The organism is Pseudomonas mendocina, from assembly GCA_037482215.1.
Classification (GTDB): Bacteria; Pseudomonadota; Gammaproteobacteria; order Pseudomonadales; family Pseudomonadaceae; genus Aquipseudomonas; species Aquipseudomonas mendocina_E.
In genome coordinates, this window is record CP148074.1 from 3,154,868 (window position 1) to 3,180,867 (window position 26,000).

Sequence of the window (26,000 nt, forward strand, 5' to 3'; positions counted from 1 at the left end):
ATATGCGGCTGTTCTTGTGCGAGAAGCCCTCCCAGGGCAAGGATATTGGTCGGATTCTCGGCGCGACACAGCGCGGTGAAGGCTGCCTCAACGGCTCCGGCGTCACGATTACCTGGTGCATCGGCCATCTCGTAGAAGCGGCAGCACCCGAGGTCTATGACGCGGCGCTCAAGCGCTGGTCACTGGAGCAGTTGCCCATCATTCCCCAGCAGTGGCGGGTCGAGGTCAAACCCAAGACCGCCACGCAATTCAAGGTCGTCAAGGCGCTTCTGGCGAAGGCGACCCATCTCGTCATCGCCACCGATGCCGACCGCGAGGGCGAGCTGATTGCCCGCGAGATCATCGACCTGTGCGGCTACCGTGGCCCCATCGAGCGCTTGTGGCTATCGGCACTCAACGATGCGTCGATCCGCACTGCGCTCGGCAAGCTGCGACCGTCGTCCGATACGCTGCCGATGTATTACTCGGCGCTGGCACGTTCGCGGGCAGACTGGCTCGTCGGCATGAACCTCAGCCGTCTTTTCACTGTGCTCGGGCGGCAGGCGGGCTACGACGGCGTGCTGTCGGTCGGACGTGTCCAGACCCCGACCCTGAAGCTGGTCGTGGACCGCGACCGCGAAATCGCGGCTTTCAAGTCGGTGCCGTTCTCGGCCATCGACGTGTCTCTGTCCGCAGAGGGTCAGGCTTTCGCCGCGCAGTGGGTTGCGCCCGACGGCTGCACCGACGACGCCGGTCGTTGCCTGCAACAGCCGGTCGCCCAGCAGGCGGCGCAGCAGATTCGCGCTGCGGGCAGCGCCCAGGTGGTGTCGGTCGAGACCGAGCGCGTGCGCGAAGGCCCGCCGCTGCTGTTCGACCTGGGGACGCTTCAGGAGGTCTGTTCCAGGCAGCTCGGGCTGGACGTGCAGGAGACATTGCAGATCGCCCAGGCCCTGTACGAGACGCACAAGGCCACGACCTACCCGCGCTCGGACTCCGGCTACCTGCCCGAAAGCATGTTCGCCGAGGTGCCCACTGTCCTGGACAGCCTGTTCAAGACCGACCCGTCGCTGCGACCGATCATGGGTCAGCTCGACCGCTCCCAGCGTTCGCGCGCCTGGAACGACGGCAAGATCACGGCGCACCACGGCATCATTCCGACGCTCGAACCCGCGAACCTCTCTGCTCTGAGCGAGAAGGAGCTGGCGGTGTACCGGCTGATCCGGGCGCATTACCTGGCGCAGTTCCTCCCACACCACGAGTTCGACCGTACCGTGGCTGAGTTTTCCTGCGGGCAGCAGACGCTGGTGGCCACCGGTAAACAGGTGGTCGTCAAGGGTTGGCGTCTGGTGCTGGCCGAACCGAAAGCGGATGAGGACGGCGACGACGCGACGCGCAGCCAGGTGCTGCCCCCGCTGCGTGAGGGCCTGGCGTGCCAGGTGGCCGAGGTCGAGATCAAGGCGCTCAAGACGATGCCGCCCAAGCCCTACACCCAGGGCGAACTGGTCAAGTCGATGAAGGGCGTTGCGCGCTTCGTGACCGACCCGCGTCTGAAACAGAAGCTGAAGGACACAACGGGCATCGGCACCGAGGCGACGCGAGCCAACATCATCAGCGTGCTGATCGCCCGTGGCTACATCGTGAAGAAGGGACGCTCCATTCGCGCATCGGATGCGGCGTTCACGCTGATCGACGCCGTGCCCGCAGCGATTGCAGATCCCGGCACCACTGCGGTGTGGGAGCAGGCGCTCGACATGATCGAGGCCGGACAGCTCACCCTGGACGTATTCCTCAGCAAGCAGGCCACCTGGATTTCGCAGTTGACCGCGCAGTACGGCAGCATGTCCCTGTCCATCAAGCTTCCCCATGGGCCAATATGCCCGCAGTGCGGCGCACCGACGCGCCAGCGCACCGGCAAGAGCGGCCCATTCTGGTCGTGCAGTCGCTACCCCGACTGCCAAGGCACGCTGCCGGTCGAATCCGGTACGCCCAAGCGTGGCGCTTCGCGCTCGCATAGCAGCGGCCGCAAAGGCACCTGACCGACTCCGTTTCCCGTGGGCCGCGCTCTGTTTCAAAGGCGTGGCCCGTGTCCCGCACGCCCCTGCGGGTCGCCCAGCGCGCAACGCCTTCTTGTCCGTGTGCGCGTCCCGTCCAGCCGTCCCCGGCTGCGGGACCTGAAGGTAGCTTTTCCGCGAACCGTCTCCCGCGTGTTCTGCTGGTCTGTGTTTCTCCCGCCCACTGCGAAGGGTCCCCCGATGGCTTGCCAGGCTGCGCGAACCCTCCGGAGACCCTTTGTGGTCAGCGGTATTCGGTGCCGGTGCCCACCGGCGCAAAAACGGGCTCCCTTTGTGCGCGGATGTGCGCCAGACGATGCCGGCCCCAGCCACGACATGGGCCGGGTGTGATTGCTGATGAGCAGACGGTTCTAGCGACGACCGGGCCTGCAACAGCCCACGGGTGGTTATTTCCTCCCGAGCCGAAGGTCAGCGAGCCTTCGGCGTCTTTATCTCGCCGATCAACATTCCGACCCAATGGACGGCCACAGCAACAGGAAACCGACGCATGCAACAACCGGAGAAAGTACGAGCCGCGTTCGAGCGCGACCTTGGCAACAAGGTGCTGTTCATCAAGGGCGGCAAACTGCTGTTCATCGATGGCATCAACCTCAAGGCCATCGCCGACCGTAAGGCGTATTTCGCTTCGCTGCGTGCGCGGCAGGCGCAACCCATTGTGGTCCTGGCCGAACTGGGACAGGACGAGGCATTCGCCCTGTGGAAGCAGCATGTCCTGGGCGACACGCCCGAGTGAGCCAACGCACCCACGCACCACCCTGACAGCCCGCACTTGATGCGGGTTTTCTTTCTCTGCGCCGATCAATCCGGGCTGGGCCGAATGCCGTTTTCCAACTGACGCAGCGCGGCCCCCGCATGAAGCTGCCCGCATGTTCGCTGATTCGTCAGCACATGCCAGCAGCCATGGGTTCCTGGCTGCCGCGGGTTCTTCCCGCGTAACCCGCCAGTCCGTATCGCATCAAGTCTGCGGACGCGCGTCCCCGTGACGCCGATGCTTTTTATCCACCGCGTGCGGGAGCTGCCATCCCGTGAGGGACAAGGCCTCGCTTTTCCAAGGAGCCTACCCATGTCCCACATAGCCTCTTTCGGCCAGTTGGCCTTGACCTATTGCGGCAAGTTCCTGCCGCTCGAAGTCCTGCAAAGCGCCGCCGGCCACTACATCGGCACGCGCGATACCGAAGGTCCCGTTTCGCGGGAATCGCACGAGTACTTCCGCAGCCATGCGGCGGCTCAACGTGCCCTCGAAAGAGGCGGCTGGTCCCAGCTCGCCATTCCCTGATCCAACTGGAGGAATCACGCCATGAATCAACTGCTGCCGCAGGAAGTCGTCGATCAGATCATGCGGGAAGAGCAGCATTTCGCTGCCGCGCCCCAAGCCTTCTTCGAGGCCTGGAAGCGTGGTGCCGAGATCGCTGGCCCCGAATGGTTTGGCGATGGCACCCGTGACGGCCTGAACCAGGCCAAGAGCAAGTGGGATCTGCGTCCCAACATGCTGCGGCTCAACGACGCCCTCGGTGTCCTGAGCAGCGGGCAACGCATGTTTCTGTCCGCCATGGTCAGCTTCTACAACGCGCGCGAGGGCGGTGCCATGCTCAAACGCTGCCACTTCCACGGGCTGTCGGACTTCGACGGTCTCGACCTGGAACGCCGCAAGGTCATTGCCGACTTGATGCTGAACTACAGCGGTTGGTGACCCCGTTTCCGGCACACCATCGCCTTTTCGTTCCCCACGAGAGACATGCGCCTACACGGTCATGTCCCTCAATTTCCTTTCCGTTGCCCAGCGTAAGGCTGAATCAAAGCCAACGATCACCTCTGCCTGACGCATTTTCCACTTTCAACCCACCGGGTCCAATTCCCGGTGGCGGGAATTGGCTCCATTATTCAATCAGGAGCGTTCCCATGTCTCAGAATCCAAATCCCTTTCTGCGCGGCTACTGGAATTTGAACATCGTCCGCACGCTGTCCATCAGCTACGAGGACGGAAGCCCGCATGTCTGGCGAAACATCCACCCGAGCCAGCAACACCTTTCCGACCAGGAACTGATTTCATCGTCCTGCATCGTCACCAGCGATTTCGCGGTGGTCACGAACGGCTCTGAACCTGTGAGTGCCGAGGTACTGGCCGAATGCGATGCCGATGAAGGCGTTAACGGCGAAGGCGTGATCAATGCCGTGGTCTATGCCATTCATGGCGAGGACTTCGACGGTCGCCTGATCCACGTTGGTGACAGTTATTCGGTCGAGGCCGCGCGGGAAGTCGTGCAGCGCCTGAGTTTCGAGACCGGCTACTACAGCCGATGCTGGGAGATCAGCAGCGCGCACATCAGCCCGGAAACCGACCAGTACCTCGCCAATCTGGCGGATCTTGCCACGCCGGAGGCCTTTTTGTTCATCGCCTTTCGGGTTCCGTACAGCCCGGCGATCGGCGTCAAGCTGATCTCCACACCCTGGACGGACAAGAACCTGGAGCACGCCGAGGGCATCACCGCCGAGCAGCTTCGGCAGGAGCACCGCAGCAAGGGCATGCCAGACGACCTGGCGAACATCCTGGAACTGGCTGGGCAGGCCGATGTGCGCATCCTCATCCTCGACGCTGACGCGCCCGTGTTGCTGGGCCTGCCGCTGGCCGAGTCCTAGAGCAAACACACCACGCGCCCACCTTCCTCTTTGTCCTCCATGCCAGCCCGTCTCCTTTCTGGGAGCCGGGCTGGTCCAATTCCATAGGAGCACTTTATGTTCCCCGACCTCATCTCGCCCGCACGCGACTTCGAGCATCAGCTTGGAGCCTGCGTCAACGCCATGGGCCAGGACGACGCCATCGGCCAGATCCTGGTATTCGAGCGCTTGAGCGGCATGCTGCACATGCGCCATATCGCCAGCGCCGATCTGGCAGACACCGACATTGATGCCTACGAAATGGTCGTCTTCGACGGTGGCAACACCGGCGGCGACACGTGGAAGCACGTGTTCTTTCCACGTCAGCGCGAACACTACTTCGTGTACCAAGCCTGACCACCCAGCCCCTTTCGAGGGGCTTTTCTTGTCGCGACGCAGGAAAGCGGGTGCGGCGCGGTGCGGTTTCCTGAGCGCAGGCGGCTCACTCCAGGGCCATCCTTGCCCCATGTTCGTCGGCGTTGCCGACACATGCCCAGGCAGCCAAGACCTTCAAGGCTGCAAGCGCGGGAAACCGTGCTGGTTGTTTCTTCCTACGGACGCATTGCGCCCATTCACCCACAAGGGACCTCTCCCTTGCGGGCGGGGAATCCCTTGTTCTTCCTCAAGGAGATTCACATGGATCGCTCTCTTATCAAGACCCTGATGCCTTCGCTGGTCGCAGGCCATGTGCCCCGCAACGTGCGGTCGTTCAAGTACCGCGTGTTCGATGATCAGCCACAGTCCTCGACACTGGGCTTCATCATTGATCCCCAGCCCTTCGACGGCAAGGTGGTCGCAGCCAGCGAAGACGCCATCGTCGTCAAGCTCAAGCCCAGCGAGTTCGCGGTACTCGATCCCAACCTGGTGACCAGCATTCCCAGTGAGGGCACCAAGGTGCATGTCCAACCCTATGCCCGTCGTCGTTTCGACGGTCTGCGTGCGGACACGCCAGAAGAGCGCACCGAGATGATGTCCGACGGCACTCCCTACACCGTCAAGACACACATCCTCGGCTCCGCGCCGGCCAAGCTGCCCATTCCCGAGCCGCAGTGCATGGAACTGGGTCAGCTCATCGAGCAGTTGGAGGAAATGCCGGCGCCCGACGGGTTCCGGCGCATCACCCACATGCTGGTCGATGCGGGCGCCCACGACTTCACCTGGGTCGATCCGAAGCCGTCCAGGATCATCGAAACGCCTCCGGCGATCAGTTTCACGGTTTCGACCGCGAAGTTCGCCGGCCAGGTGACGATCCTCTACCAGCGCGGCAGCGATACCTATGCGGTGGAGCTGCGCCGCGACGGCGAGTTGGTCGATCGGCACGACGAGGTGTATTTCGACATCCTCGGCGAAGTGCTGGAGCGGCTCATCGACGACGGGCGCTGGCGTCTGATCGATGTGAGCGTGATCGGCGCGGAGACGTCCCGACGGCGCCGCGCTGTACCGGCGTGACACCACGAAAAGAACCAGGCGACATGCCCCCCCCACAGGCTCTCCCTCCATTCGGAAGGAGGGCCTTTTTTCTGCCTGGGAGATTTCATCAAAGGGAATCGACCGGATGCCGATTGATGGCTGTCTCGCGCGCGAGGCCCGGCCATGCTGAGCCCATGCCTGCTGACGTTGTCAGCGACATGCCAGGCAACCATCGGTCTTCGAGGTTGCGGCGCAGTTCCCACTGCGTGACCGAGCCAGCTCGCACCACATCCATCCGCGAGCGGCCACCAGTCTCTGGTGGTGGATGCTTTCGCCTTATCAACCCATCGCGGGGTTACGCACCTTTCCCCGCAGCGTGGGGCCGGTGTGTCTCCGCTTCATCCCTATGGAGATTCACCATGAGCACCACGTCCAACGAGAAATCGTATTTCGACCTCCACACCTCGGGCATCGGTTACATCCAGCGTGCCCGTGAAGTGCCTGTCCGGGGCGGCCGCCGCGCGCAGCCTTTCCTGGCATGCACCATCGCCGCGCTGGTCGGTTCCGCAAAGGACCCCAGCTATCGCTATTGCGACGTCAAGGTCTCGGGTGCCGAGGCCAAGAAGCTGGTCGAGCGCTACATCGGCGTTGACGATCCCAAGCAGCGCCCACTGGTGCGCTTTCGCCTCGGCGACCTGTGGGGCGATGCATACATCCGTGACAAGGGCGATCAGAAAGGTCAAGCCGCCGCGTCCCTCAAGGCGCGCCTACTCAAGGCCGAGCCGCTTGACCGGGCCGAACTGGCTTCGATCAGGCAGCACGAGCTGATCACCCGCGGCATCGGCTACCTCAGCCGTCCGAAGGACGTCACGCCCAAAGATGGCGACCCGTTCCTCTCTTGCACCGTCGCCGCGCTGGCCGGGCCTGTCGATGAACCGGAGTATCGGTACTTCGACACCATCGTCACCACCCCTGAAGCCGAGCATCTGGTTCGCCGGTGCGTGCAGGCCATCGAAGGGGACTGCAAGGTGCTGATCGCCTTCCGTCTCAACGACATGAAGATCGATCCGTACATCCGCACCAAGGGTGAACGCGCTGGGGAACCGGCCGCAAGCCTGGAATCGACGCTGATCCACATCGGCCTGATCAAGATCGACGGCACCAAGGTCTATCCGACGAGCCCCGCGCAAGCCGAGACGCCGCCAGCCCAGGACGCATCCGCGTCCGAAGCCGAGGACGCCGACCCCGCTGCCGATCAGCCTGCCGAGCCCGCCGAGCGCGAGCCCGAAGGTGAAGTCGAGAAGCAGGAGCCGGCATTGGCTGCTTCGTTCTGATCGGCAAGGCCCTCGCGGGCCTTGTCGTTTTCCCAATCGCTAAGGAGAACCATCATGGCAGCCACATCGGCATCCGAGAAATCGGTCTCGCCCATCGTCGTCCCCGGCCAGCTCACGCTGCGCACCATCCGCGGCAAGAACGGCCCCTTCACGGTCGGTCGCCTCGCCACGCACCTGGGTACCTTCGAGGTCAAGGACCCGGAGCTGGAGCAATACCCCGAAGGCAAGTACGACGGGGAATTCATCATCAGGTACATCTTCCCGAAGTCCTACCCGGTCGGTGGCGGCATGCGCTTCGAGATCCGTGCCAGCCTGGACGGGATGACGCTCTACGACATCGACAAACTGAGCCGTGACGAGGCACGCAGCTTCGCCACCCAGGACGTCGATCCGCTCGATGAAGAGCTGGGCGCGCAGCCTGCAGTAACGCCGGCAACACCGGCCAAGACTGCCAAAACGTCCAAGCCCGCCAAGCCCGCACCCGTGCAGGCATCCACGGATCCGCTGGTCGATACCACGCCCTTCGGCGTGGATGCGCCGACGCCCGCTGCGGCAACTGCTCCCGGCAGTACCGAAGATGGCGACGCCGCGCTGTTCAGCTTGCTCTGGCCACTGGGCGAGTCCGTGAAACTGGATTCGACCATCGACCGCCGCACCCTGCGCGCGCAGATCGTCCGCCTGGGCGAACTGGGCTACGCGCTGGACTTCAAGACGCAGGAGTGGAGCCGCCAGGCCGAACTGCAACCTGCGTAGTACTGGACACCGCATCTGCGGTGTTCATCCACCCGCCGGGGGTCTTCCCCACCGGGGAGGCTTCTGGCTCAATTTTTCCAGGAGGCCTCTCATGGGCTGGTATTTCTCACCCCAATCGCGGTCTGAACTGATCGCGGAGTTGATCGCACCGCAAGAGACCGAGCGCGCCAGCGTCAAGGTCATCGCCCACGCGCTGCGTGGCAACGTCCTCTGGTCCGTTGTGCAAGTGACGGCCAAGGCCGAAGGCGTACACCGTGATCTCGCACCGGGCCAGTCCCTGCGCACCATCCGCTGCGATCTGCTGGAACGCAGCGGCAGCCAGTGGGGCTACAAGCCGCTGGACGAATCCATGCACCCGTACTACTACTCGTGCCCGCTGTCCTATCTGAACCTCGCACCGGAGCAGTCCGCCGACTGGCGTGCAGGCGTTCGCGCTTACCACGCACGGCGGCGCGCACCCAAGGCGACCACAGCCCCAGCTACGGCGCTGACGGCCTGAACCAGAGCGTTTTACTTCCACCCCAAGGGGCAGCACTTGCCCCTGCGGGCGGTGCTGTTCCCGTTCATCCGAGGACACCACCATGCCCGCAAACACTTCTTCCACCACGCTGTACCGCATCGACGAATGCCCGGACGTGATGGCCGACGCTTGCGTCGGCGATGACCAGGGCAACCTGATCTTCCTGTCGATCTGGGCGCGGGACACCGCCGTCCAGCAGTTCCTGGCTCGCCTGACCCTCGGGCGCGACGAGCAGGGGCTGGAGCAGTTCCACCTCATCACCGACCAGGACGGTAGCGTCCCGGTGTTCGTCGGCAACGTCGATCGCCTGGAAAAGCGCATGACCCGCGCCTACCGGCGAACGCTGTTCGGTTCGCTGTCCAACGTGTGGCTGTTCGATCGGCGCTGCGTCAAGCCCGACAAGGCCAACGCCAGCGCACTGGCATTGCTGCCCCGCGATAGCGACCACCGGCTTGACCGCCTGTGGACGTTGGTGCAGGACACCTGCCCACTGCCATTGCTCGACCACTGGCGCGAAACCGTGCTGGAACTGCTGCAAAGCCGCGAGATGCTGACCCGTCTGCCATTCGCCCTCGGGCCTTTAGTGGGCCATCGGCTCGCCATCGACGTGCCGGCGCTGACCCAGGCGCTCGGCTCGCTGATCCGCAGTGACGTGCTCACCGCCTATCCCTATCCGGCCAAGATTTGGACGCCGGAAACGGTAGCGGCTTGACCCACCTGCGCAGGCACGCCAAGGCGCGCCTTCTCTATTCATCCCCGCCAACCAGGAGACTTCCATGGCTCTCATGTTCCCGCGGCTCGCCCGCAATTTCGTGAAGAACGGGTACTTCCCGACCGACGAACCGACGCTCGAAAGAGCCCTCAATGCACTGATGCCCAGTGCGCCTGAATCCAATGGGCCGATGTGCATCCTCGATCCCTGCGCCGGCGAAGGCGTGGCAATCGCCGAAGCTGCTCATGCCCTCGGGCGCGAGCAGGCCAGGGCGTTCGCCGTCGAGTTCGACGCAGAGCGGGCGCGCCATGCCCGCAGCCTGGTCGATCACTGCCTGCACGCGGACCTGATGGACACGATGATCTCCAAACAGTCCTTTGGGCTGCTCTGGCTCAATCCGCCGTATGGCGACCTGTCCAAGGATGTCAACGGCAACATTGGCTATCAGGGTCAGGGCCGTGCCCGCCTCGAAAAACTGTTCTACCAGCGCACGCTGCCCCTGCTGCAGTACGGCGGCGTGCTGGTCTTCATCGTCCCCGGCTACGTGCTCGACGCGGAGCTGGTTGGCTGGCTGACGCGCCACTACACCGATCTGCGCATCTACCGAGCGGTGGAAACGCAGTTCAAGCAGGTGGTGATCTTCGGACGGCGGGTGCGCCAGCGTGAGCAGACGCCCGATGGCGTCAAGGCCGTGCGCAATCTGCTGCTGCAGGTTGGGCTTGGCGAAGTCGAAGCCGAGGAGCTGCCGAGCGAATGGCCGTTCCTGCCGTACATCGTCCCCACCAGCCCGGCGGAGCCGGGGCATTTCTTCCGCGTGACGATGGAGCCGGAGCAGTTCGCCGATGAGGTTGGCAGGCTGCAAGGCCTCTGGCCGTCGCGGGATACCCAGTTGGGGGCCGCGCAGCAGACGCTGCGTCCACCGGCGCGGGCCTTGTCCCACTGGCATCTCGCCCTGGCTTTGGCTGCGGGCGCGATCTCGGGAGTCGTGCAATCCAAGACGGGGCGCGTGCTCGTCGTCAAAGGTGACACCCACAAGGACAAGACGCTCCAGCGGGAATTCACCGAACGCGAAGACGGCTCGATTGCCGAGACGCGCATCCTCACCGACAAGTTCGTTCCCGTCATCCGCGCCTGGGACATGACGCCGGGTTCCGCCACGCGGGGCGAGGTGTTGACCATCCGCTGATCGTTTCTCCACCGCCGACGGTTCGCCGTCGATTTTTTCCACCCACCGGGGTCCAGTCGCCCCGATGGGGTGCCGCGGCCCTTCCATATCAAGGAGCCTTCCATGGCAGCCCAAGCACTTTCCATCAGCCAGACACCGAGCCTGCGCTTCTCGCCCGGCCAGGTGGTCATGACCTGCGGCGTCGATGACCTGGTCCAACAGGGCCGGCTCAACCCGATTCCGTATCTGCGCCGCCACTTCGGTGGCGACTGGGGCGACCTCGACGACAGCGACAGGCGGCAGAACGATGCCGCGCTGAAGTCCGGCGAGGATCGTCTGTTTTCTTCCTACCAGGTCGCACCCGGCCTGAAGCTCTGGATCATCACCGAATGGGATCGCAGCGTCACCACGCTGCTGCTGCCCAGCGAGTACTGATCTTCTCCAACGCGGGGCCACCGACACCCCGCAAGGGTGCCGTAGCCCCTTCACTCAGAAGGAAGCCACATGACATCCAACCAACATGACAAGCACCGCCGCAAACGGCTGTTCGAGATCGGTGCACTGGAGTTCAGCGAAGGCGTCGAACGCCTGATGAACGAAGGCCGGCTCGATCCCATGCCGCTTTTCGAACGCCACATGCGTGGCGACTGGGGCGACGTCGCAGATAACCAATGGCAACAGAACAACGCTGCGTTGGAGTCTGGCGAACGCCTCGATTCGTTTTACGTCGTCACCCGTGACCTGAGCATCCGCATCTTCACCGAAGCAGATCGCAGAGCGACCCGCATCGTGCTGCCGTCCGAGTACTGACCGCGAGTTGTCACCGTAGGCCGCGAGCGCCTGCACTGTCCAACCACCGACGGTTCGCCGTCTATCTTCCCATCACGGGGCATGCCATCGCCCCGCTGGGGTGGTGCATGTCCCATTTTTCTTTGGAGCATCACCATGTCCCTCGATCTCGACACCACCGCCAACGATTCAGCGCCCGTACAGGACGAACTGCTCGAAGCGGAATCCAACCCTCTCACCCTGAGCCTTCAGGATTTTGTCGGCGAGTTCGGCGACGAACTGCTCGACTCTCTCAACCGCGCCAACCCGCCGGTCTATGCCGGTCAAGCACAGGCGCAGCGACAACTCGTCGTCGCCAGCCTCAAGCGCAAGTTGTTCCAGGCCCAGGCCGACGTTGTCCATGCCGCCGCCGAGCTGCTGGTCGATCAAGGCGAGCGCGCTGCGATCGTCAACGGTGAAATGGGCTGCGGCAAGACGACCGTCGGCATCGCCACGGCCGCCGTGCTCAACGCCGAAGGCTACCGCCGCACCCTGGTGCTTTCGCCACCCCACCTGGTTTACAAGTGGCGGCGCGAGATCCAGGAGACGGTGGCCGGCGCCAAGGTCTGGGTGCTCAATGGCCCGGACACGCTGGTCAAGCTCATCAAGCTGCGCGAGCAGTTGGGTGTGCAGCCCACGGGCCAGGAGTTTTTCATCCTGGGCCGCGTCAGGATGCGGATGGGGTTCCACTGGAAGCCGGTCTTCACCCAGCGGCGCACCCGCCACGGCGACGTGGCAGCCTGCCCGGACTGCGGCACGCTCATCACCGACCTCGACGGCGAGCCGGTCAACCCGATCTCGCTCGAAGCCGAGGAGTCCCGCAGGAAGTGCAGCCACTGCGCCGCGCCCCTGTGGACGCTGATCCGCCCGCGCAGCCTGTCCGGCAGTGACCAGTCCTCGGTCGTCCTCAAAGCCTTGAAGCGCATCCCGACCATCGGGGAGGTCACCGCGCAGAAGCTGATGCAGAAGTTCGGTGACGGCTTCCTGGCCTCGATGCTGGGCGACAACATCCATGAGTTCATCAACCTCATGGATGGCAACGGCGAGCTGGTGTTTTCCGACCGTCAGGCCACGCGCATGGAACGTGCGATGGCCAACATGGAGTTTGGCTTTGGCGAAGGCGGCTACCAACCGTCCGAGTTCATCAAGCGCTACCTGCCGCAAGGCACGTTCGACCTGCTCATCGCCGACGAGGCGCACGAGTACAAGAACGGTGGCAGTGCCCAGGGCCAGGCCATGGGCGTGCTGGCGGCGAAGGCTCGCAAGACCTTGCTGCTGACCGGCACGCTGATGGGCGGCTATGGCGATGATCTGTTCTACCTGCTGTTCCGGGCGCTGCCTGGACGGATGATCGAAGACGGCTACCGCCCGACCACGAGCGGCAGCATGACCTCGGCTGCGATGGCGTTCATGCGCGATCACGGCGTCCTCAAGGACATCTATTCCGAGAGCACCGGCACGGCGCACAAGACAGCCAATGGCACCAAGGTATCGGTGCGCACGGTCAAGGCTCCCGGCTTCGGCCCGAAAGGCGTCTTGCGCTGCATCCTGCCGTTCACGATTTTCCTCAAGCTCAAGGACATCGGCGGCAACGTCCTGCCGCCGTATGACGAGGAGTTTCGTGAAGTCCAGATGGACGTGGCGCAAGCTGCGGCCTACCGCGATCTGGCGGGTCGGCTGACCGCAGAGCTGAAACAGGCTCTGGCGCGACGCGACACGACCTTGCTGGGTGTGGTGCTCAACGTGCTATTGGCCTGGCCGGATTGCTGCTTCCGGTCGGAGACCGTGGTGCATCCGCGCACGCGCAACACCTTGGCGTTTGTCCCGGCTCAGTTCAATGAGTTCGAGATCAGCCCCAAGGAGCGTGAGCTGATCGACATCTGCAAGCAGGAGAAGACACAGGGCCGCAAGGTTCTGGCCTACACGGTCTATACCGGCACGCGCGACACCACGTCGCGCCTGAAGGGGCTGCTGGAGCAGGAAGGATTCAAGGTGGCGGTACTGCGCGCAAGCGTGGATGCCAGCCGCCGCGAGGACTGGATCGCCGAGCAACTGGACCGGGGCATCGACGTGCTCGTCACCAATCCCGAGCTGGTCAAGACGGGGCTGGACCTGCTGGAGTTCCCGACGATTGTGTTCATGCAAAGTGGCTACAACGTGTACTCGCTCCAACAGGCAGCACGCCGCTCCTGGCGCATTGGGCAGAAACAGCCCGTGTGCGTGATCTACCTCGGCTACGCCGGTTCCTCGCAGATGACCTGCCTGGAACTGATGGCCAAGAAGATCATGGTCTCGCAGTCCACCTCGGGCGATGTGCCCGAATCGGGGCTGGATGTTCTGAACCAGGACGGTGATTCCGTCGAGGTCGCACTGGCCCGGCAGTTGGTCACCGCCTGATTTCCACGCCATCGTCGGCCTAGCGCCGCCGGCTCACTCATTTCCACCTTGCAGCCATGCCCACGCTTACGTGGACATGGCTGTGCTTTTTCTTATCCCAACAAGTTCCATGAACGCCAACAAGCGCAGAGCAACTGCTACCGGCTGGTTCTGGCAAGCTTTGTAAGATCGCTTGGTCTCTTGCGCCGACCGGGAATCTTGACAATTAGGATAAACCGCGACTGATCCTCGCCTGAGCGATGAACGCGGCGAGCCTCAAATAAACTCGTCAAATGCGGGGTGCCTTCGCGGTTGGGTGTCGCCAAGTCGAGCACCAACAGTACGCCTAATCGGATGCTGACGTTCTGGTAGTCCGCCGTTTGTGCTGCATATGACTTAAAAAGCGCATCGAAAGAACAGTCCTTTTCCTCACGTTTCACCTCGACAACGAGACGTTCTGGGCCAGACTTCAGACGTATATCGGCTCTGCCACTCGCAATGTTTGTCGGTTCAAGGTCGCTCCCTGCTGCATACGTTGCCACCCAGCGAAAAAAGTCCTGCTGTAGTTCATCCTCGTGAGGCAGTGAACCATCATCGCGTTCGAAGAGATAGGCGCCAGTTGGGTCATCGCCCTTAGTCAATTCCAGACGATTGAAAATAAAACGAACCAACCAGAGAAGCACGGTATCGAAGAGACGTGCCCCGTTCGTGTTCGCGCTGTAGTCGGAGTGCCCACGAACTTCGTTACAGCAGCGCTCTATGACATCGGCTTCGGCACTTGTCATGTTGGAAAGTTGCAGAGATATGGCGTTCGCGACTACACCCAGAAGGACATTCCTCTGTTCTTCTGGAATGCTGGACCCTGCGATGATGGCGGCGAGCCGGGCCCGTTCATTCGCCGCCTCAGGAGGGTTTTCCCGACCGCCTGACTGTTCAACGAAGGCATCAATCTGTGCAATCAGATCCTGCGCTTCCGCAATCCATTCATGGGTCGCGTTTTGCTGGAGCCACATGCGAACTTGATGCACCTGTCCGGCCCGAGTGGCGACACTTGCACGTATTCGAGGCCTGACCATCGCTTCGACGCCACCGTGCTGATCTCGACGCAAGATCGATCGACTTGCGCTGTACACCGACAGGAGACCTTCCTCGATGACAACAGCCGGTTCCCACCAACTCGGTTCGTCAAGTGCGCCTGCCAGTCCCGCAACAGCACTGGCCAACACACTCCAACACACCGCTTCGGTCTGCCTCGCCCCCAGCCACGGAGGGCCGGAACCTCCGGACCAGGCGTGGAGCTCGAACGCATGCTGCTGAACGCGAGTGCTTACGACACTGATCGATGCGCTTGCGGCCCCGCTGTGGAAGCTCAGGAGTAGGTCGAGGCCATCGAGGTACAAGCTGGCTTCAGGATGGTGATCAGACACTCCGTCGGACTCTCCAAACCAGTCTCTGGCGTCACGGAATGCCGTGACTGCCGCGTTGCTGTCCCCTCTATCCATGGCTTCAGCAAGAGCCGCCATTCCCAACTCGAATGCTGCCTCGGGCCGGACCGCTTCGAGTTGGGCGAGTTTGTGCAAAACCTCGACCAACTCCTTGTCACGCCAGTGCGAAAAAGCGACACCGACAATCTTGGCGGCCCGCCGCAGGAACTCTGTATCGTCGCTTGGCGCAAGACCGAGGAAGAAGTCCAGTAAGCGAAGTTGCCAGCGCCTGTTGTCTCCGGCCCAGCGAAACGCGCCATCAAGCGCCGCGCCGCGCGATAGCCCAGAGAGCGAATGGTCGCCGGTTGCGGCCTTTGCAAGGAAGAGCATGAAGCAACACTCATCTCCGTCGTCCGGCAGCGGGCGATGATGTTCTAGGATATCGACCGCTTCAAGGAGTACGAAATCTGTTGTTGCGACCTCCAATAGATCGTGCAGGACGCCTTTGTACACGTCCCGATCTGCTGTTTTTGCATCGTTCCACCCCAACACAAGCGGGTGAAGCAGTTCGGGCATCATGGGCGTGCTACCGAGCGATCGTGCTGCCGACGCAAGCTTCGTGATCCCGCCAAGATCTTCCAACTGCCAGTCCCGCCCGCTCTTCACGGCCTCTATAAGTTCTGCTTCAATCGGATGCATGTTGGTCACCACAGGAACGCATTGCCGGCAACCTCACGGCGATTCGTCTCCGGTATGTGATCGGTTATAGCCTTGGACGAGATACCGGCAACAAACACTTGAAAATGCGGCAGCTTGGTAAAAACTTCCTGAAGCCCCGCAATAAGGTGATCGACGTCGACAGGGGATACTTCTTGAGCAGCGGGCGAATCAATCATGAGCAATCCCGGGTGCCGACCAATACCCCGCGCTTCAGAGATTTCAATCATCGCAAGAACGGTCGCCACCTTCAGACGTAACTTCTCGCCTTCCGTTACCTTGCTGTAGCTCGTGGGCACTCCTCCTTTGACCAAAGATAGAGCTGCGTTTCCCTTCAGTGACGCCTCCAACAAGTTCTCCATTCCGAAGGCCTTGGCGTATTCAACCAGGCGTGCAGAAACATCGGTGAGCAAACCATCTCTCACGGCCTTAACCCGAGCCTCTGTTTCCGCCACGACAGCAGACAGAATTTTCAGTTCGTCGCTTCGGTTGTCAGCTTGTGCAACTGGGCTTATTGAGGCCTCCGCCAGCCGACCTTCCAGAGCAGCTACGGCTATTGCGACCTCTTGCCGTCGCACTGCGGAACCTAGCTCTTTAGAAGCTGATTCAAGACGACTTTGCAAGATGTCAATTTTTTCTCGAAGGGTGGCTAAGTCAGCCTCCACTTCTTCTTTTTTGGTCGAGGCGCGCGCTACTGCGGAATCAGATTCCGCAACCCGCTCCTGCAGCTCAGCCTTGATCGTCTCGCCATCTTCGGAGCTCGTGATCGACTCACCGCAAACAGAGCATGAGTGGTTGGAACTTTCAAGTTCCTTCTTCACCTTGGAGATCGTGTGGTCGCAACGAGGGCAACACTTGGGTTCCAGACGACGAAACACTGCCATTGCGGACATGGCATCCATGTGTGTCTGAAGGTCCCGCCGATCCTCCTGATGAATGGCCGTGAGTTCTCGGAGCGCGGCAACGGCGCGTTCCGCATGTTCGACCATGGCTCGTTCTTGGCGACGAATATCAGCTAGCTCGGCCGCATCCGCATCAATGGCGTTGCGCAAGGCCTCATCGCTTGGAATCTTCGCTAGGTCGGCACGTTTCTCTGCCAGTTGGGCGCTAATGCTTGCAATGCGCTCTTTGCTTGCCTCATGCCCCTGTTCATTTTTTCTCGCAAAAACTTGAACAGCTTGCTCAACGATCTGGTGCGCGGTCTTCGCAGCAGCGAGTGTTGAAACCCACGGAACGCCGAGGTACATCTGCATTAACCGCGATGTGAGGCCAGTGGTGACGGGCATGTCGCCAAGGAGTACCTCGTAGTTAGTGCCGATGAACATGGCGCCTGAAAAGGATACCCAGCTATGTGTTACCGATTGACCTTCGTCTTCTTTTCCCTGTCGCCAAGTCGATATCGGATCCATCGCGAACGTGCGCATGAAGAAATCTGCCATGACTGCTTCGAACTCGCCATCGGTAGCAAAGTCGGCAAGAACGGTTTTCCCCGGTTTGCCTCCGCTAGGGCTGGGCGCACGAATACGGTACAGGCTGCCGATAGGCTCACCCTGAGTTCTGGCAACGATCTCGTATTCGTCTGAATCAAGGAGGAATCCCAGCCTCACGGCATGAACCCATCGTCGCACATCGTCTTGCAAGTTGCTTGATGGTCTTCCTCTTATCATCCATCGAACAATTTCGATGATGGTTGATTTGCCCCGTAGGTTATGCTCAGAAAGCATGGCCCACAGACCGTGATCAAGGGCCGTCCAGGAAAACGCGAAAGGGCCAGCATTCGCGATGCCATCTTTCTCGCCAGAAAACTCGATCTCTCGCAGAACAAGTCTGCGAGGCTGGGCAAGTACAGGTGATGGTTGAATTCGGTGAGCGGAAAGGACGCCCTCAACTGCGGCAGTCTCCACTTCTGCTCGATTTGCTATCGCGCGCAGCCATTCTTCCTTGGGTTTTGCCATATTTCTCCCCATCGTTACACGGATTTCAGCTGTATCAGGCGAACTCGTACATCTTCGGTGATGGCCGGGATAACTCCGCCCAACTTGGTTTCTGCGTAGCTCGCGCGCTGATACTGTTTTTGTTTCAAAGCTGTCCCACCCATAGGACCCGCGATCTTGGCTACCAATGCAGCCCTATCCGCATACCATTGAAGAATGGGCTCCTGCGACACTGCGGTCGAGCAGACGTCATAGCCGGACTTCGTAAGAACGAAATCTGTCTCCAAGACCTTGTTTTTGGCTCCCTTGGTGCCAGTGATGCGAATCAGATCCCGGGACCTTAGCAGCGAGAGGGCATCATCCAGCCGCTCATAGGCACCAAAGAAGTACCGAACCATAGGAACACGGCGGAGGTCAGGCTCCTCGTCGTCCAAGATCACCTGCGCTGCTTTGTAGTAGCTCTTGTCCTTTGTCTCTGCGAACAAATCAAGCAACTCCGCCGCAAGATAGTCTGGATTTCGCATCCAAAAATCGAAAGCTTGTAGACGTGCTTCGCCTTTGAAGACGAGAGCATGCTCAGCCGTCGGTGGTTCGACAGGGCTGCCTCCTGCTCTTAAGACGAACAAAATTCGCAGTGCATCGCGATGAGGTGACCGAATCGTCATGCCGCTTTGTTTCTCCTAGAACCTAATTTGGTAGTCGCCAAATTCCATCGACCCACAACAGCATGCGAGCAGTGATCCTGTGGGCATATCCTGATCCAGATCGATTCCTTGCAGGCAAGGCCAATAAAGGCACATGCTCGGGCAATGTAACCCAAAGTAAGTTGGCGAGGAATGACAGATAGAGACGGTCTCCGCTTTCGTATTGCCACCCCCGGCACTACCCCAAGACAGAAAAGCGGGCACCACCCAGTTCGCATTCCTGGCTGACCGCGCAGCGACGCGCCGCCAAGGTATCGGCATCGCAACAGAAGAGCCGATGCCATGCCCGCAATCCCTGTATCACGGTGTCTGGTCGGCGCTGGTCTCCTGGCTGCAGCGCTGGCCAGCGGCTGCACGACCACGACCGCGCCGCTGGTGCCAGACGCCATAGAAGAAGTCGCCTCCGTTCCCGAACCCGAGGCACTCGAGTTCATTCCCGTCGTGCGCTATGGCCGCTACACGCTGGTCGAGCTGGCACCCACGGCGGCGCAGCGTGACTTGCTGTTGCAGACCATCGACGTGTCCATGCCCGAGGACGCCCGCACCACGGTGGGCGATGGCCTGCGGCATGTGCTCAAACGCAGCGGCTACCAGCTTTGCGAGACGTCCCGCGCCGTGAGCGAGTTGTATGCGCTCCCGCTGCCGGCGGCGCACCTGCATCTTGGCCCCATGACCTTGCGCGATGCGCTGCTCACCCTGGCTGGCCCGGCCTGGGAACTGCATGCGAATGACCGGGCACGGCAGATTTGCTTTGAGCAGGCTGGAGGCAGCGCGACCGCCGAGCACGCACACGAGCCGCCTGTTGCCGAGGCGGTGCAGACGTTTCCGCTGATGCCTTCGGTTTCGGGAGGCCAGCCATGAATGCCGCGCAGTCTCCCCGTCGCCCGATCACCGCCGTGGTGTTGCAGAGCCTGATGTGGCTCTGGCTGATCGGCCTCAGCGTTTTCGTCGCTCTCGGCTACCAGGCGGTGAACGAGCAGGCCGACCAGAATCAGCTTGATACCCGCCTGCAACGTCTCGAAGCGCAGGCGATGGGCCTGGCCGAGACCATTGATGCCATCCAGCAGCGTCCAGCCGTCGCAACGGCGGCAGACCTCAAAGACACCCGCGAACTCCTGGAAGCACGCGCTGCCCAGTTCGAGAAAACGCTGAGCGGCTATGCCGCTGCTGACGACCTTCAGGCGCTGCGCACCGAGGTCGAGCAAATCAAGACGCGCCAGACCGTTGCGCGCGCAGCAGCACCCGCTCAGCCGCGCTCACCGAGCAGGCCCACCGCCAAACCAGAACCGCCGCCACTGCCATTTCGCATCGTCGGTGCCGAGCTTCGCGCTGGTCAACGCAGCCTGTCCGTTGCGCCGAGCGCCGGGTCTTACACGCCCGACCAGCTTGAGGTGCTGCTGCCCGGCGATTCGCTCGGCCCATGGCGCTTTCAGGCGGTCGAGGGCAACTCCGCCGTGTTTCAGGCCGGCGACCAGACCCGTCGCGTGGCGATCCCTTGAGCTGAGGACACGACATGAAGCCAGCCATCATCCTTTCCGCGCTTCTGCTCGCGTCTGCCCAGTTGCCCACCTGGGCGCAGCAGCCGGCCACGGCTCCCGCCCGCAATGCACAAAGTCAGGAGCGCTCGCTGATCGCCCGCACCCTGGACGACCGTGTGGCAAGCAACTGGGGCCTGCAACCGCAGGAGTGGGCGCGTTATCGCGAACTGATGGACGGGCCGTTGGGCATCTACTCGCCCAACCTGGACCCACTGTCCGCCCTGGGCATCGAGGCGCGCACCGACGAGGAACGGCGCCGCTACGCCGAACTGCAGGTGCAGATCGAGGCGCGCCGTGTCGAGAAGCTGCTCGCCTACCAGCGTGCCTACGACGAGGCCTGGCAGCGCCTAAATCCCGGCATGCAGCGGGTGAGCCTGCCTGACGAAAAACCCGGCGCCGGCACAAGCGCCAACCCCTTGCGCGGTTCAGGCCGCACAGCAGTGTTCGTCAAGGACGGCTGCGCGGCCTGCGGGCAGCTTGTGCAGCGCCTGCAATCCTCCGGCACCGAGTTCGACCTGTACATGGTTGGCAGCCGCCAAGACGACACACGTATCCGCGACTGGGCCAAGCGTGCGAACGTCGATCCGGCGCGCGTGCGCAGCGGTGGCATCACGCTCAACCATGATGGCGGGCGGTGGCTGTCGCTGAGCTTGCCCGGCGACCTTCCAGCAGTCGTGCGCGAGGTGAACGGCCAATGGCAACGCCAGCCATAGCGGCCACCTCCGTTTCGCAGTGCTTACGCGCACTGGTGCTCGCTGCTGGCCTGTACGCCTGCGCCGCCCATGCCCAAGAGGTTCCGCCACCGGCCTACCAACTCGCCGCCCAGCGCGCAGGCATCCCCTCGACGGTGCTCTACGCCGTGGCCTTGCAGGAGAGCGGCATCCGCCGCAACGGGCGCATCGTCCCATGGCCGTGGTCGCTCAACGTCGCTGGCCAGTCGCGTCGTTACGCCACACGCGCCGACGCTTGCGCCGGTTTGCAGCAGGCGATGCGCGCCACGCCGCACACGCGCATCGACGCGGGCCTGGGTCAGATCAACCTCGGCTACCACCAGCAGCGCTATGTCAGCCCGTGCGACTTGCTCGACCCATACCGCAACCTCGCCCTCGCCGCTGAAATTCTGAAGGAGCAGCACACCACTGGCGAGGACTGGTTACTGGCAATCGGTCGCTACCACCGCCCTGCGGGCGGAGAACCTGCCGCACGTTACCGGCGCAGCGTGTCGCGCCACCTTGCCCGTGTGCAGGGCACGCACCCAACCGCCGCGGCCCTCGCCGCGCACCAGGAGACATCCCCATGACGAAGCCCCCTCTGGCCAACCTCACGCTGAAGGGCCTGCTCTTGCTGCTGGCGGCTCTGCCACTGGCCTCGAGCGCCGGCGAGCCGCTGATCGTGGTCGAAGACCGTGGCGGCACATCGGCGCTGCCGTACTACGAGGCTCTGAACCTTCAGCCGCGCGCCGATGCTCCGGCCCGACAGCCTATCCCGATGCTCCCGGTGCCCGCCACGCCCATGGACGAGGCCGCGATGTTGCCGGTGCGCAGTGCCAAGCTCACGCTTGGCACCGTCGCGCGGCGGGTGATCGAGGCACCGGGCCTGCGGCCTTTCGTGGTCGTCGGCGACGACGAGGCGTCCCAAGCCTGGCTGCGCCGCCAGGCAACATCCCTGCGCGAGCGCGGCGCGGTGGGCCTGGTGGTTAACGTCGAGACCGTGCAGGGCCTGGCACGGCTGCGCGCCCTGGTGCCGGGCGTGCCCCTTGCGCCTGTGGTCGGTGACGACCTGGCCGAGCGCCTGGGTCTGCGCCATTACCCGGTGCTGATCACAGCCACCGGCATCGAGCAATGAAGCCATGTCGGGGAAACAGCCGGTCGAGGTTCTGCTGCGCCCAGCGGTGGAGTTCTATACCGTCGCGGCGTGTGCAGGCGCCGCGTTTCTGTCCTTGGTGGCACCGTGGTCGCTCGCGCTGAGCCCCGCCATGGGCGTCGGCAGTGCGCTGGCGTTCTGCGCCTACGGTGCCATCCGCTACCGCGATGCCCGCGTCATCCTGCGCTACCGGCGCAACATTCGCCGCTTGCCGCGCTACGTGATGACCAGCAAGGACGTGCCGGTCAGCCAGCAGCGTCTGTTCGTGGGGCGCGGGTTTCTGTGGGAGCAGAAACACACCCATAGGCTCATGCAGACGTACCGACCGGAATTTCGCCGCTACGTCGAGCCAACGCCGGCCTACCGGCTGGCACGCAGGCTGGAGGAACGGCTGGAGTTCGCGCCGTTCCCGCTGTCCCGGCTGCCCGCGCTCACGGGCTGGGATGTGCCTTTCAACCCGGTGCGCCCGCTGCCGCCTGTGGGCGGCCTGCCGCGCCTGCACGGCATCGAACCCGATGAGGTGGACGTCAGCCTGCCGCTGGGTGAGCGCGTCGGGCATTCGCTGGTGCTGGGCACCACGCGCGTGGGCAAGACGCGGTTGGCCGAGTTGTTCGTGACCCAGGACATTCGGCGCAAGAACGCCGACGGCGAGCACGAGGTCGTCATCGTCATCGATCCCAAGGGCGACGCCGATCTCTTGAAGCGGGTGTACGTCGAGGCCAAGCGTGCGGGCCGCGAGGGCGAGTTCTATGTCTTCCATTTGGGCTGGCCGGACATTTCCGCGCGCTACAACGCCGTGGGCCGCTTTGGGCGCATCAGCGAGGTGGCCACCCGTGTTGCAGGGCAGCTCTCCGGGGAAGGCAACAGCGCGGCATTTCGCGAGTTTGCGTGGCGCTTCGTCAACATCATCGCCCGCGCCCTGGTGGAACTGGGGCAGCGCCCGGACTACATGCTGATCCAGCGCCATGTGATCAACATCGATGCGCTGTTCATCGAGTACGCCCAGCACTACTTCGCCAAGACCGAGCCCAAGGCCTGGGAGGTGATCGTCCAGATCGAGGCCAAGCTCAACGAAAAGAACATCCCGCGCAACATGATCGGGCGCGAAAAGCGCGTGGTGGCGCTGGAGCAGTACCTCTCGCAGGCGCGCAACTATGACCCGGTGCTCGACGGCCTGCGCTCGGCAGTGCGCTACGACAAGACCTACTTCGACAAGATCGTCGCATCGCTGCTGCCCCTGCTGGAGAAGCTCACCAGCGGCAAGATCGCCCAGCTTCTGGCCCCGAACTACTCCGACCTGGCCGACCCGCGTCCGATCTTCGATTGGATGCAGGTCATCCGAAAGCGCGCCGTGGTCTATGTCGGCCTGGACGCGCTGTCCGACGCCGAGGTCGCCGCGGCGGTCGGCAATTCCATGTTCTCCGACCTGGTTTCGGTCGCCGGCCACATCTACAAGCACGGGATCGACGACGGTCTGCCGGGCGCATCGGCTGGCACGCGCGTGCCGATCAACGTCCACGCCGATGAGTTCAACGAGTTGATGGGCGACGAGTTCATTCCGCTGATCAACAAGGGCGGCGGCGCTGGCCTACAAGTTACCGCGTACACACAGACGCTCTCGGACATCGAAGCCCGCATCGGCAACCGCGCGAAGGCCGGTCAGGTGATCGGCAACTTCAACAACCTGTTCATGCTGCGCGTGCGCGAGACGGCTACCGCTGAATTGCTGACCCGGCAGTTGCCGAAGGTCGAGGTCTATACGACCACCATCGTCAGCGGCGCGACCGACAGCTCCGATATTCGTGGAGCGACAGACTTTACGTCAAACACCCAGGACCGCATCAGCATGTCCAGCGTGCCGATGATCGAGCCATCGCACATCGTCGGCCTGCCCAAAGGCCAGTGCTTCGCGCTGCTGCAGGGCGGCCAGCTTTGGAAGGTGCGCATGCCGTTGCCGGCGCCAGACCCGGATGAAGTGATGCCGGCGGACTTGCAGCAACTGGCAGGGCACATGCGCCAAAGCTACAGCGAGGCCACGCAATGGTGGGAGTTCACCAGCTCCCCGGTCTTGCAGGACGCGGCCTTGCCGGACGACTTGATCGATGAGGCGGCCATCGCCACACCCATCACCGACACGGGCGACACGGCCAGCGAAGAGGCCGCGCCATGAGCGATGCCGCCTCGACTGCGCAGCGCGAGCAGAACCGCCGCCAGGGCTTGACCGTCGGCACCATCACCTTGCCGTTCCGGCTGCTCGGGGTACTGGTCGGCTCGCTGCTGTTCTCGATCCTGATGGAGTGCATCGGCATGCACCTGTTCTGGAAAGACCAGGGCTGGCAGCACTCCCAGCAAATGTTGCAGTACGAGCTGGGGCACCTGTCCAAGCATTTCACGCGCAGCGTGGTCGTGCAGGAGCCGGGGCGAACGGCGCACGAGCTGGTGGACACCGGCTACGAATGGGTGTTCGTGCGATCGGGGCTGTTGGAGCGCATGAGCCAGACCGCCGAGCGCGCCCGCGCGCCCAGTCAGGGGCAGACACGAAACTTCCGCTACTTCATCAGCCAAGTCTATGTTTGGGCCGAAAGCTACCTGATCGCTGCCGCCTTCACCACGCTCACTTTTTTGGTGCGTCTGTTGGTCCTGGCGCTCACGCTTCCGCTGATCTTCACGGCGGCATTTGTCGGTTTGATCGACGGACTGGTGAGGCGGGATGTGCGCCGGTTCGGCGCGGGCCGCGAGTCCGGCTTTATCTACCACCGAGCGAAAGCCAGTCTGATGCCGCTGGCCGTACTGCCTTGGGTGACGTACCTGGCGCTACCGATCTCGGTGCATCCGCTCCTGATCCTGCTGCCCAGCGCCGGCTTGCTGGGACTGGCCGTGAGCCTGACTGCAGGGAGCTTCAAGAAGTACCTCTAGGCCATCAATCCGGTCATCCGCAGGTTCTTATTGTTTGCGGCCTGATACGTCTCTGATCGCCACGATCAAGCCATTGCTGATCACACAGGAATGGCGCGATGTTGGCTCCGATCTGGCTGCGCGCCGCGCATCGCGGCGTGCCCACTTTTCTCGTGACGGCCCTGCTGATGGGGCAGTCTTCGATGGCGTTGGCCGAGTCCCCGGCGCAGCGTCAGGAGCTGGTTGCTGCGCTGCGCCAGCTCGATGCGCTGGAGCGCACCGTCAAGGACAGCTCCGTGCAAACCGCCATCCAGCCGGGCGAGCGCTACCACTTCGATTACCCACGACTGCTGACTGATCTGGCCCGTGTGCGCGCTGGTATCCAGGCCCATCTCAACCCGTCGCGCGCCCAGCCGCGCGACCTTTCCGAACTGGCCGGCGAGTACCGCACCGAGCGGGCCGTCCCGCCATCGCTGCCGACGACTGTGCAGGGCAGGCCATGAACGGTGCCCAGGTCTCGGCATTTCAAGCCAACAGCGGCATCGCGCCGTCCGCAATGGCGACCGTCCTGGTCGGCGTCGTGTTCGCGGTTCTGCTCGTCTGGGGCGTCTGGGCCATCCGAACGGCCTACGTGGGGTGGGCCGAGAACCGCCTCAACCAGCGCCAGTTCCTCGGCGTCTGCATCCGCTTCGTCGCGATGTACCTCGTGCTGACTTTCTTCCTCCTCTCCTGACCTGAAGGGATTGACCATGCAAAACCGCATCCTCACTACTCGTTTTGTCCAACGCGCCGCCGTCGCCCTGGGTGCCGCCGCGCTGCCCGCGCTGTCGTTCGCGCAAGGGCTGCCGCAGTTGGAAAACCCAACCCGCGGCGCTGGCAGCGGCATCATGGAAACGATCAGGAACTACGGCTACGACATCATCATGCTCGTGGCTCTGCTGGTGGTGGCGTCGATGTTCATTGGCGTGTGCTATCACGCCTACGGCACCTACGCGGAAATCCACACCGGGCGCAAGACCTGGGGCCAGTTCGGCCTCACGGTCGCCATCGGCGCCGTCCTGCTCGTGATCGGCATCTGGCTGCTCACCGAAGCCACCGGCATCCTGTAAGCGAGGACGGGC

At 62.9% G+C, this 26,000-nt stretch carries 28 protein-coding genes; 25 read left to right on the forward strand and 3 right to left on the reverse strand.

Going from position 1 to position 26,000, the window contains the following annotated elements; genetic code table 11:
- Nucleotides 1-2: 2 nt before the first annotated feature.
- The 15 genes from WG219_14740 (at nucleotide 3) to WG219_14810 (ending at nucleotide 13,825) form a co-directional block, all read left to right on the forward strand.
- On the forward strand, nucleotides 3-2,015 hold the full coding sequence (locus WG219_14740; GenBank protein WXL24570.1) for a DNA topoisomerase III: 2,013 nt from the start codon (nucleotides 3-5) through the stop codon (nucleotides 2,013-2,015).
- A 523-nt stretch (nucleotides 2,016-2,538) separates the two neighbouring features.
- The gene (locus WG219_14745) at nucleotides 2,539-2,784 is read left to right on the forward strand and encodes a hypothetical protein (protein ID WXL24571.1); all 246 of its coding nucleotides are present in this window, start codon (nucleotides 2,539-2,541) and stop codon (nucleotides 2,782-2,784) included.
- Nucleotides 2,785-3,114: 330 nt separating this feature from the next.
- Nucleotides 3,115-3,327 carry a hypothetical protein gene (locus WG219_14750; GenBank protein WXL24572.1) on the forward strand — a complete coding sequence of 71 codons (213 nt, stop codon included), beginning with the start codon at nucleotides 3,115-3,117 and terminating at the stop codon, nucleotides 3,325-3,327.
- Nucleotides 3,328-3,348: 21 nt separating this feature from the next.
- Nucleotides 3,349-3,741 carry a hypothetical protein gene (locus WG219_14755; protein WXL24573.1) on the forward strand — a complete coding sequence of 131 codons (393 nt, stop codon included), beginning with the start codon at nucleotides 3,349-3,351 and terminating at the stop codon, nucleotides 3,739-3,741.
- A gap of 209 nt (nucleotides 3,742-3,950) precedes the next feature.
- Nucleotides 3,951-4,688 (forward strand): ABC transporter substrate-binding protein, encoded by a 738-nt coding sequence (locus WG219_14760; GenBank protein WXL24574.1) that lies wholly within the window; start codon nucleotides 3,951-3,953, stop codon nucleotides 4,686-4,688.
- Between the two features lie 96 nt (nucleotides 4,689-4,784).
- Nucleotides 4,785-5,063, forward strand: coding sequence for a uridylate kinase (locus WG219_14765; protein ID WXL24575.1), 279 nt, complete (start codon nucleotides 4,785-4,787; stop codon nucleotides 5,061-5,063).
- A gap of 279 nt (nucleotides 5,064-5,342) precedes the next feature.
- On the forward strand, nucleotides 5,343-6,155 hold the full coding sequence (locus tag WG219_14770; GenBank protein ID WXL24576.1) for a GTPase: 813 nt from the start codon (nucleotides 5,343-5,345) through the stop codon (nucleotides 6,153-6,155).
- 380 nt (nucleotides 6,156-6,535) lie between these two features.
- Nucleotides 6,536-7,450 carry a DUF3577 domain-containing protein gene (locus WG219_14775; GenBank protein ID WXL24577.1) on the forward strand — a complete coding sequence of 305 codons (915 nt, stop codon included), beginning with the start codon at nucleotides 6,536-6,538 and terminating at the stop codon, nucleotides 7,448-7,450.
- Between the two features lie 54 nt (nucleotides 7,451-7,504).
- Nucleotides 7,505-8,203 carry a DUF3275 family protein gene (locus WG219_14780; GenBank protein ID WXL24578.1) on the forward strand — a complete coding sequence of 233 codons (699 nt, stop codon included), beginning with the start codon at nucleotides 7,505-7,507 and terminating at the stop codon, nucleotides 8,201-8,203.
- A gap of 91 nt (nucleotides 8,204-8,294) precedes the next feature.
- Nucleotides 8,295-8,702 carry a hypothetical protein gene (locus WG219_14785; GenBank protein WXL24579.1) on the forward strand — a complete coding sequence of 136 codons (408 nt, stop codon included), beginning with the start codon at nucleotides 8,295-8,297 and terminating at the stop codon, nucleotides 8,700-8,702.
- Nucleotides 8,703-8,784: 82 nt separating this feature from the next.
- Nucleotides 8,785-9,435, forward strand: a complete 651-nt coding sequence (locus tag WG219_14790; protein WXL24580.1) for a hypothetical protein — start codon at nucleotides 8,785-8,787, stop codon at nucleotides 9,433-9,435.
- Nucleotides 9,436-9,499: 64 nt separating this feature from the next.
- Nucleotides 9,500-10,621, forward strand: coding sequence for a DUF6094 domain-containing protein (locus WG219_14795; protein WXL24581.1), 1,122 nt, complete (start codon nucleotides 9,500-9,502; stop codon nucleotides 10,619-10,621).
- Between the two features lie 102 nt (nucleotides 10,622-10,723).
- Complete coding sequence (locus tag WG219_14800; protein WXL24582.1) at nucleotides 10,724-11,035, forward strand: hypothetical protein; 312 nt, start codon at nucleotides 10,724-10,726, stop codon at nucleotides 11,033-11,035.
- Between the two features lie 69 nt (nucleotides 11,036-11,104).
- On the forward strand, nucleotides 11,105-11,410 hold the full coding sequence (locus tag WG219_14805; protein ID WXL24583.1) for a hypothetical protein: 306 nt from the start codon (nucleotides 11,105-11,107) through the stop codon (nucleotides 11,408-11,410).
- 135 nt (nucleotides 11,411-11,545) lie between these two features.
- On the forward strand, nucleotides 11,546-13,825 hold the full coding sequence (locus tag WG219_14810) for a helicase-related protein (protein ID WXL24584.1): 2,280 nt from the start codon (nucleotides 11,546-11,548) through the stop codon (nucleotides 13,823-13,825).
- A 137-nt stretch (nucleotides 13,826-13,962) separates the two neighbouring features.
- Here the strand turns inward: WG219_14810 and WG219_14815 are convergent, their stop codons facing one another.
- From WG219_14815 to WG219_14825, 3 genes are read right to left on the reverse strand one after another with little or no spacing between them, the layout of a single operon-like run.
- Nucleotides 13,963-15,927, reverse strand: coding sequence for a hypothetical protein (locus WG219_14815; protein WXL24585.1), 1,965 nt, complete (start codon nucleotides 15,925-15,927; stop codon nucleotides 13,963-13,965).
- Nucleotides 15,928-15,932: 5 nt separating this feature from the next.
- Entirely contained in the window at nucleotides 15,933-17,900 is a 1,968-nt protein-coding gene (locus tag WG219_14820; protein ID WXL24586.1) for a large ATP-binding protein, read from the reverse strand.
- 14 nt (nucleotides 17,901-17,914) lie between these two features.
- Entirely contained in the window at nucleotides 17,915-18,544 is a 630-nt protein-coding gene (locus tag WG219_14825) for a hypothetical protein (GenBank protein ID WXL24587.1), read from the reverse strand.
- A 321-nt stretch (nucleotides 18,545-18,865) separates the two neighbouring features.
- Between WG219_14825 and WG219_14830 the strand changes: the two genes are divergently transcribed.
- From WG219_14830 to WG219_14875, 10 genes are all read left to right on the forward strand, one after another.
- Nucleotides 18,866-19,444: a PilL N-terminal domain-containing protein gene (locus tag WG219_14830; GenBank protein ID WXL24588.1), complete on the forward strand. Its 579-nt coding sequence runs from the start codon at nucleotides 18,866-18,868 to the stop codon at nucleotides 19,442-19,444.
- Nucleotides 19,441-20,082: a hypothetical protein gene (locus WG219_14835; protein WXL24589.1), complete on the forward strand. Its 642-nt coding sequence runs from the start codon at nucleotides 19,441-19,443 to the stop codon at nucleotides 20,080-20,082. Before WG219_14830 ends, WG219_14835 begins: the two co-directional genes overlap by 4 nt.
- A gap of 14 nt (nucleotides 20,083-20,096) precedes the next feature.
- Complete coding sequence (locus WG219_14840; protein ID WXL24590.1) at nucleotides 20,097-20,834, forward strand: TIGR03759 family integrating conjugative element protein; 738 nt, start codon at nucleotides 20,097-20,099, stop codon at nucleotides 20,832-20,834.
- A complete protein-coding gene (locus tag WG219_14845) occupies nucleotides 20,816-21,421 on the forward strand; it encodes a transglycosylase SLT domain-containing protein (protein ID WXL24591.1) in 606 nt (201 codons plus the stop codon). Before WG219_14840 ends, WG219_14845 begins: the two co-directional genes overlap by 19 nt.
- Nucleotides 21,418-21,966, forward strand: coding sequence for an integrating conjugative element protein (locus WG219_14850; GenBank protein WXL24592.1), 549 nt, complete (start codon nucleotides 21,418-21,420; stop codon nucleotides 21,964-21,966). The genes WG219_14845 and WG219_14850 overlap by 4 nt, the downstream gene beginning before the upstream one ends.
- Before the next feature lie 4 nt (nucleotides 21,967-21,970).
- Entirely contained in the window at nucleotides 21,971-24,154 is a 2,184-nt protein-coding gene (traD, locus tag WG219_14855; protein ID WXL24593.1) for a type IV conjugative transfer system coupling protein TraD, read from the forward strand.
- Nucleotides 24,151-24,900: a TIGR03747 family integrating conjugative element membrane protein gene (locus WG219_14860; GenBank protein WXL24594.1), complete on the forward strand. Its 750-nt coding sequence runs from the start codon at nucleotides 24,151-24,153 to the stop codon at nucleotides 24,898-24,900. The genes traD and WG219_14860 overlap by 4 nt, the downstream gene beginning before the upstream one ends.
- 98 nt (nucleotides 24,901-24,998) lie before the next feature.
- On the forward strand, nucleotides 24,999-25,382 hold the full coding sequence (locus WG219_14865; protein ID WXL24595.1) for an RAQPRD family integrative conjugative element protein: 384 nt from the start codon (nucleotides 24,999-25,001) through the stop codon (nucleotides 25,380-25,382).
- Complete coding sequence (locus tag WG219_14870; protein ID WXL24596.1) at nucleotides 25,379-25,612, forward strand: TIGR03758 family integrating conjugative element protein; 234 nt, start codon at nucleotides 25,379-25,381, stop codon at nucleotides 25,610-25,612. Before WG219_14865 ends, WG219_14870 begins: the two co-directional genes overlap by 4 nt.
- A 16-nt stretch (nucleotides 25,613-25,628) precedes the next feature.
- Nucleotides 25,629-25,988, forward strand: a complete 360-nt coding sequence (locus WG219_14875) for a TIGR03745 family integrating conjugative element membrane protein (protein WXL24597.1) — start codon at nucleotides 25,629-25,631, stop codon at nucleotides 25,986-25,988.
- The last annotated feature ends 12 nt before the right edge of the window (nucleotides 25,989-26,000 follow it).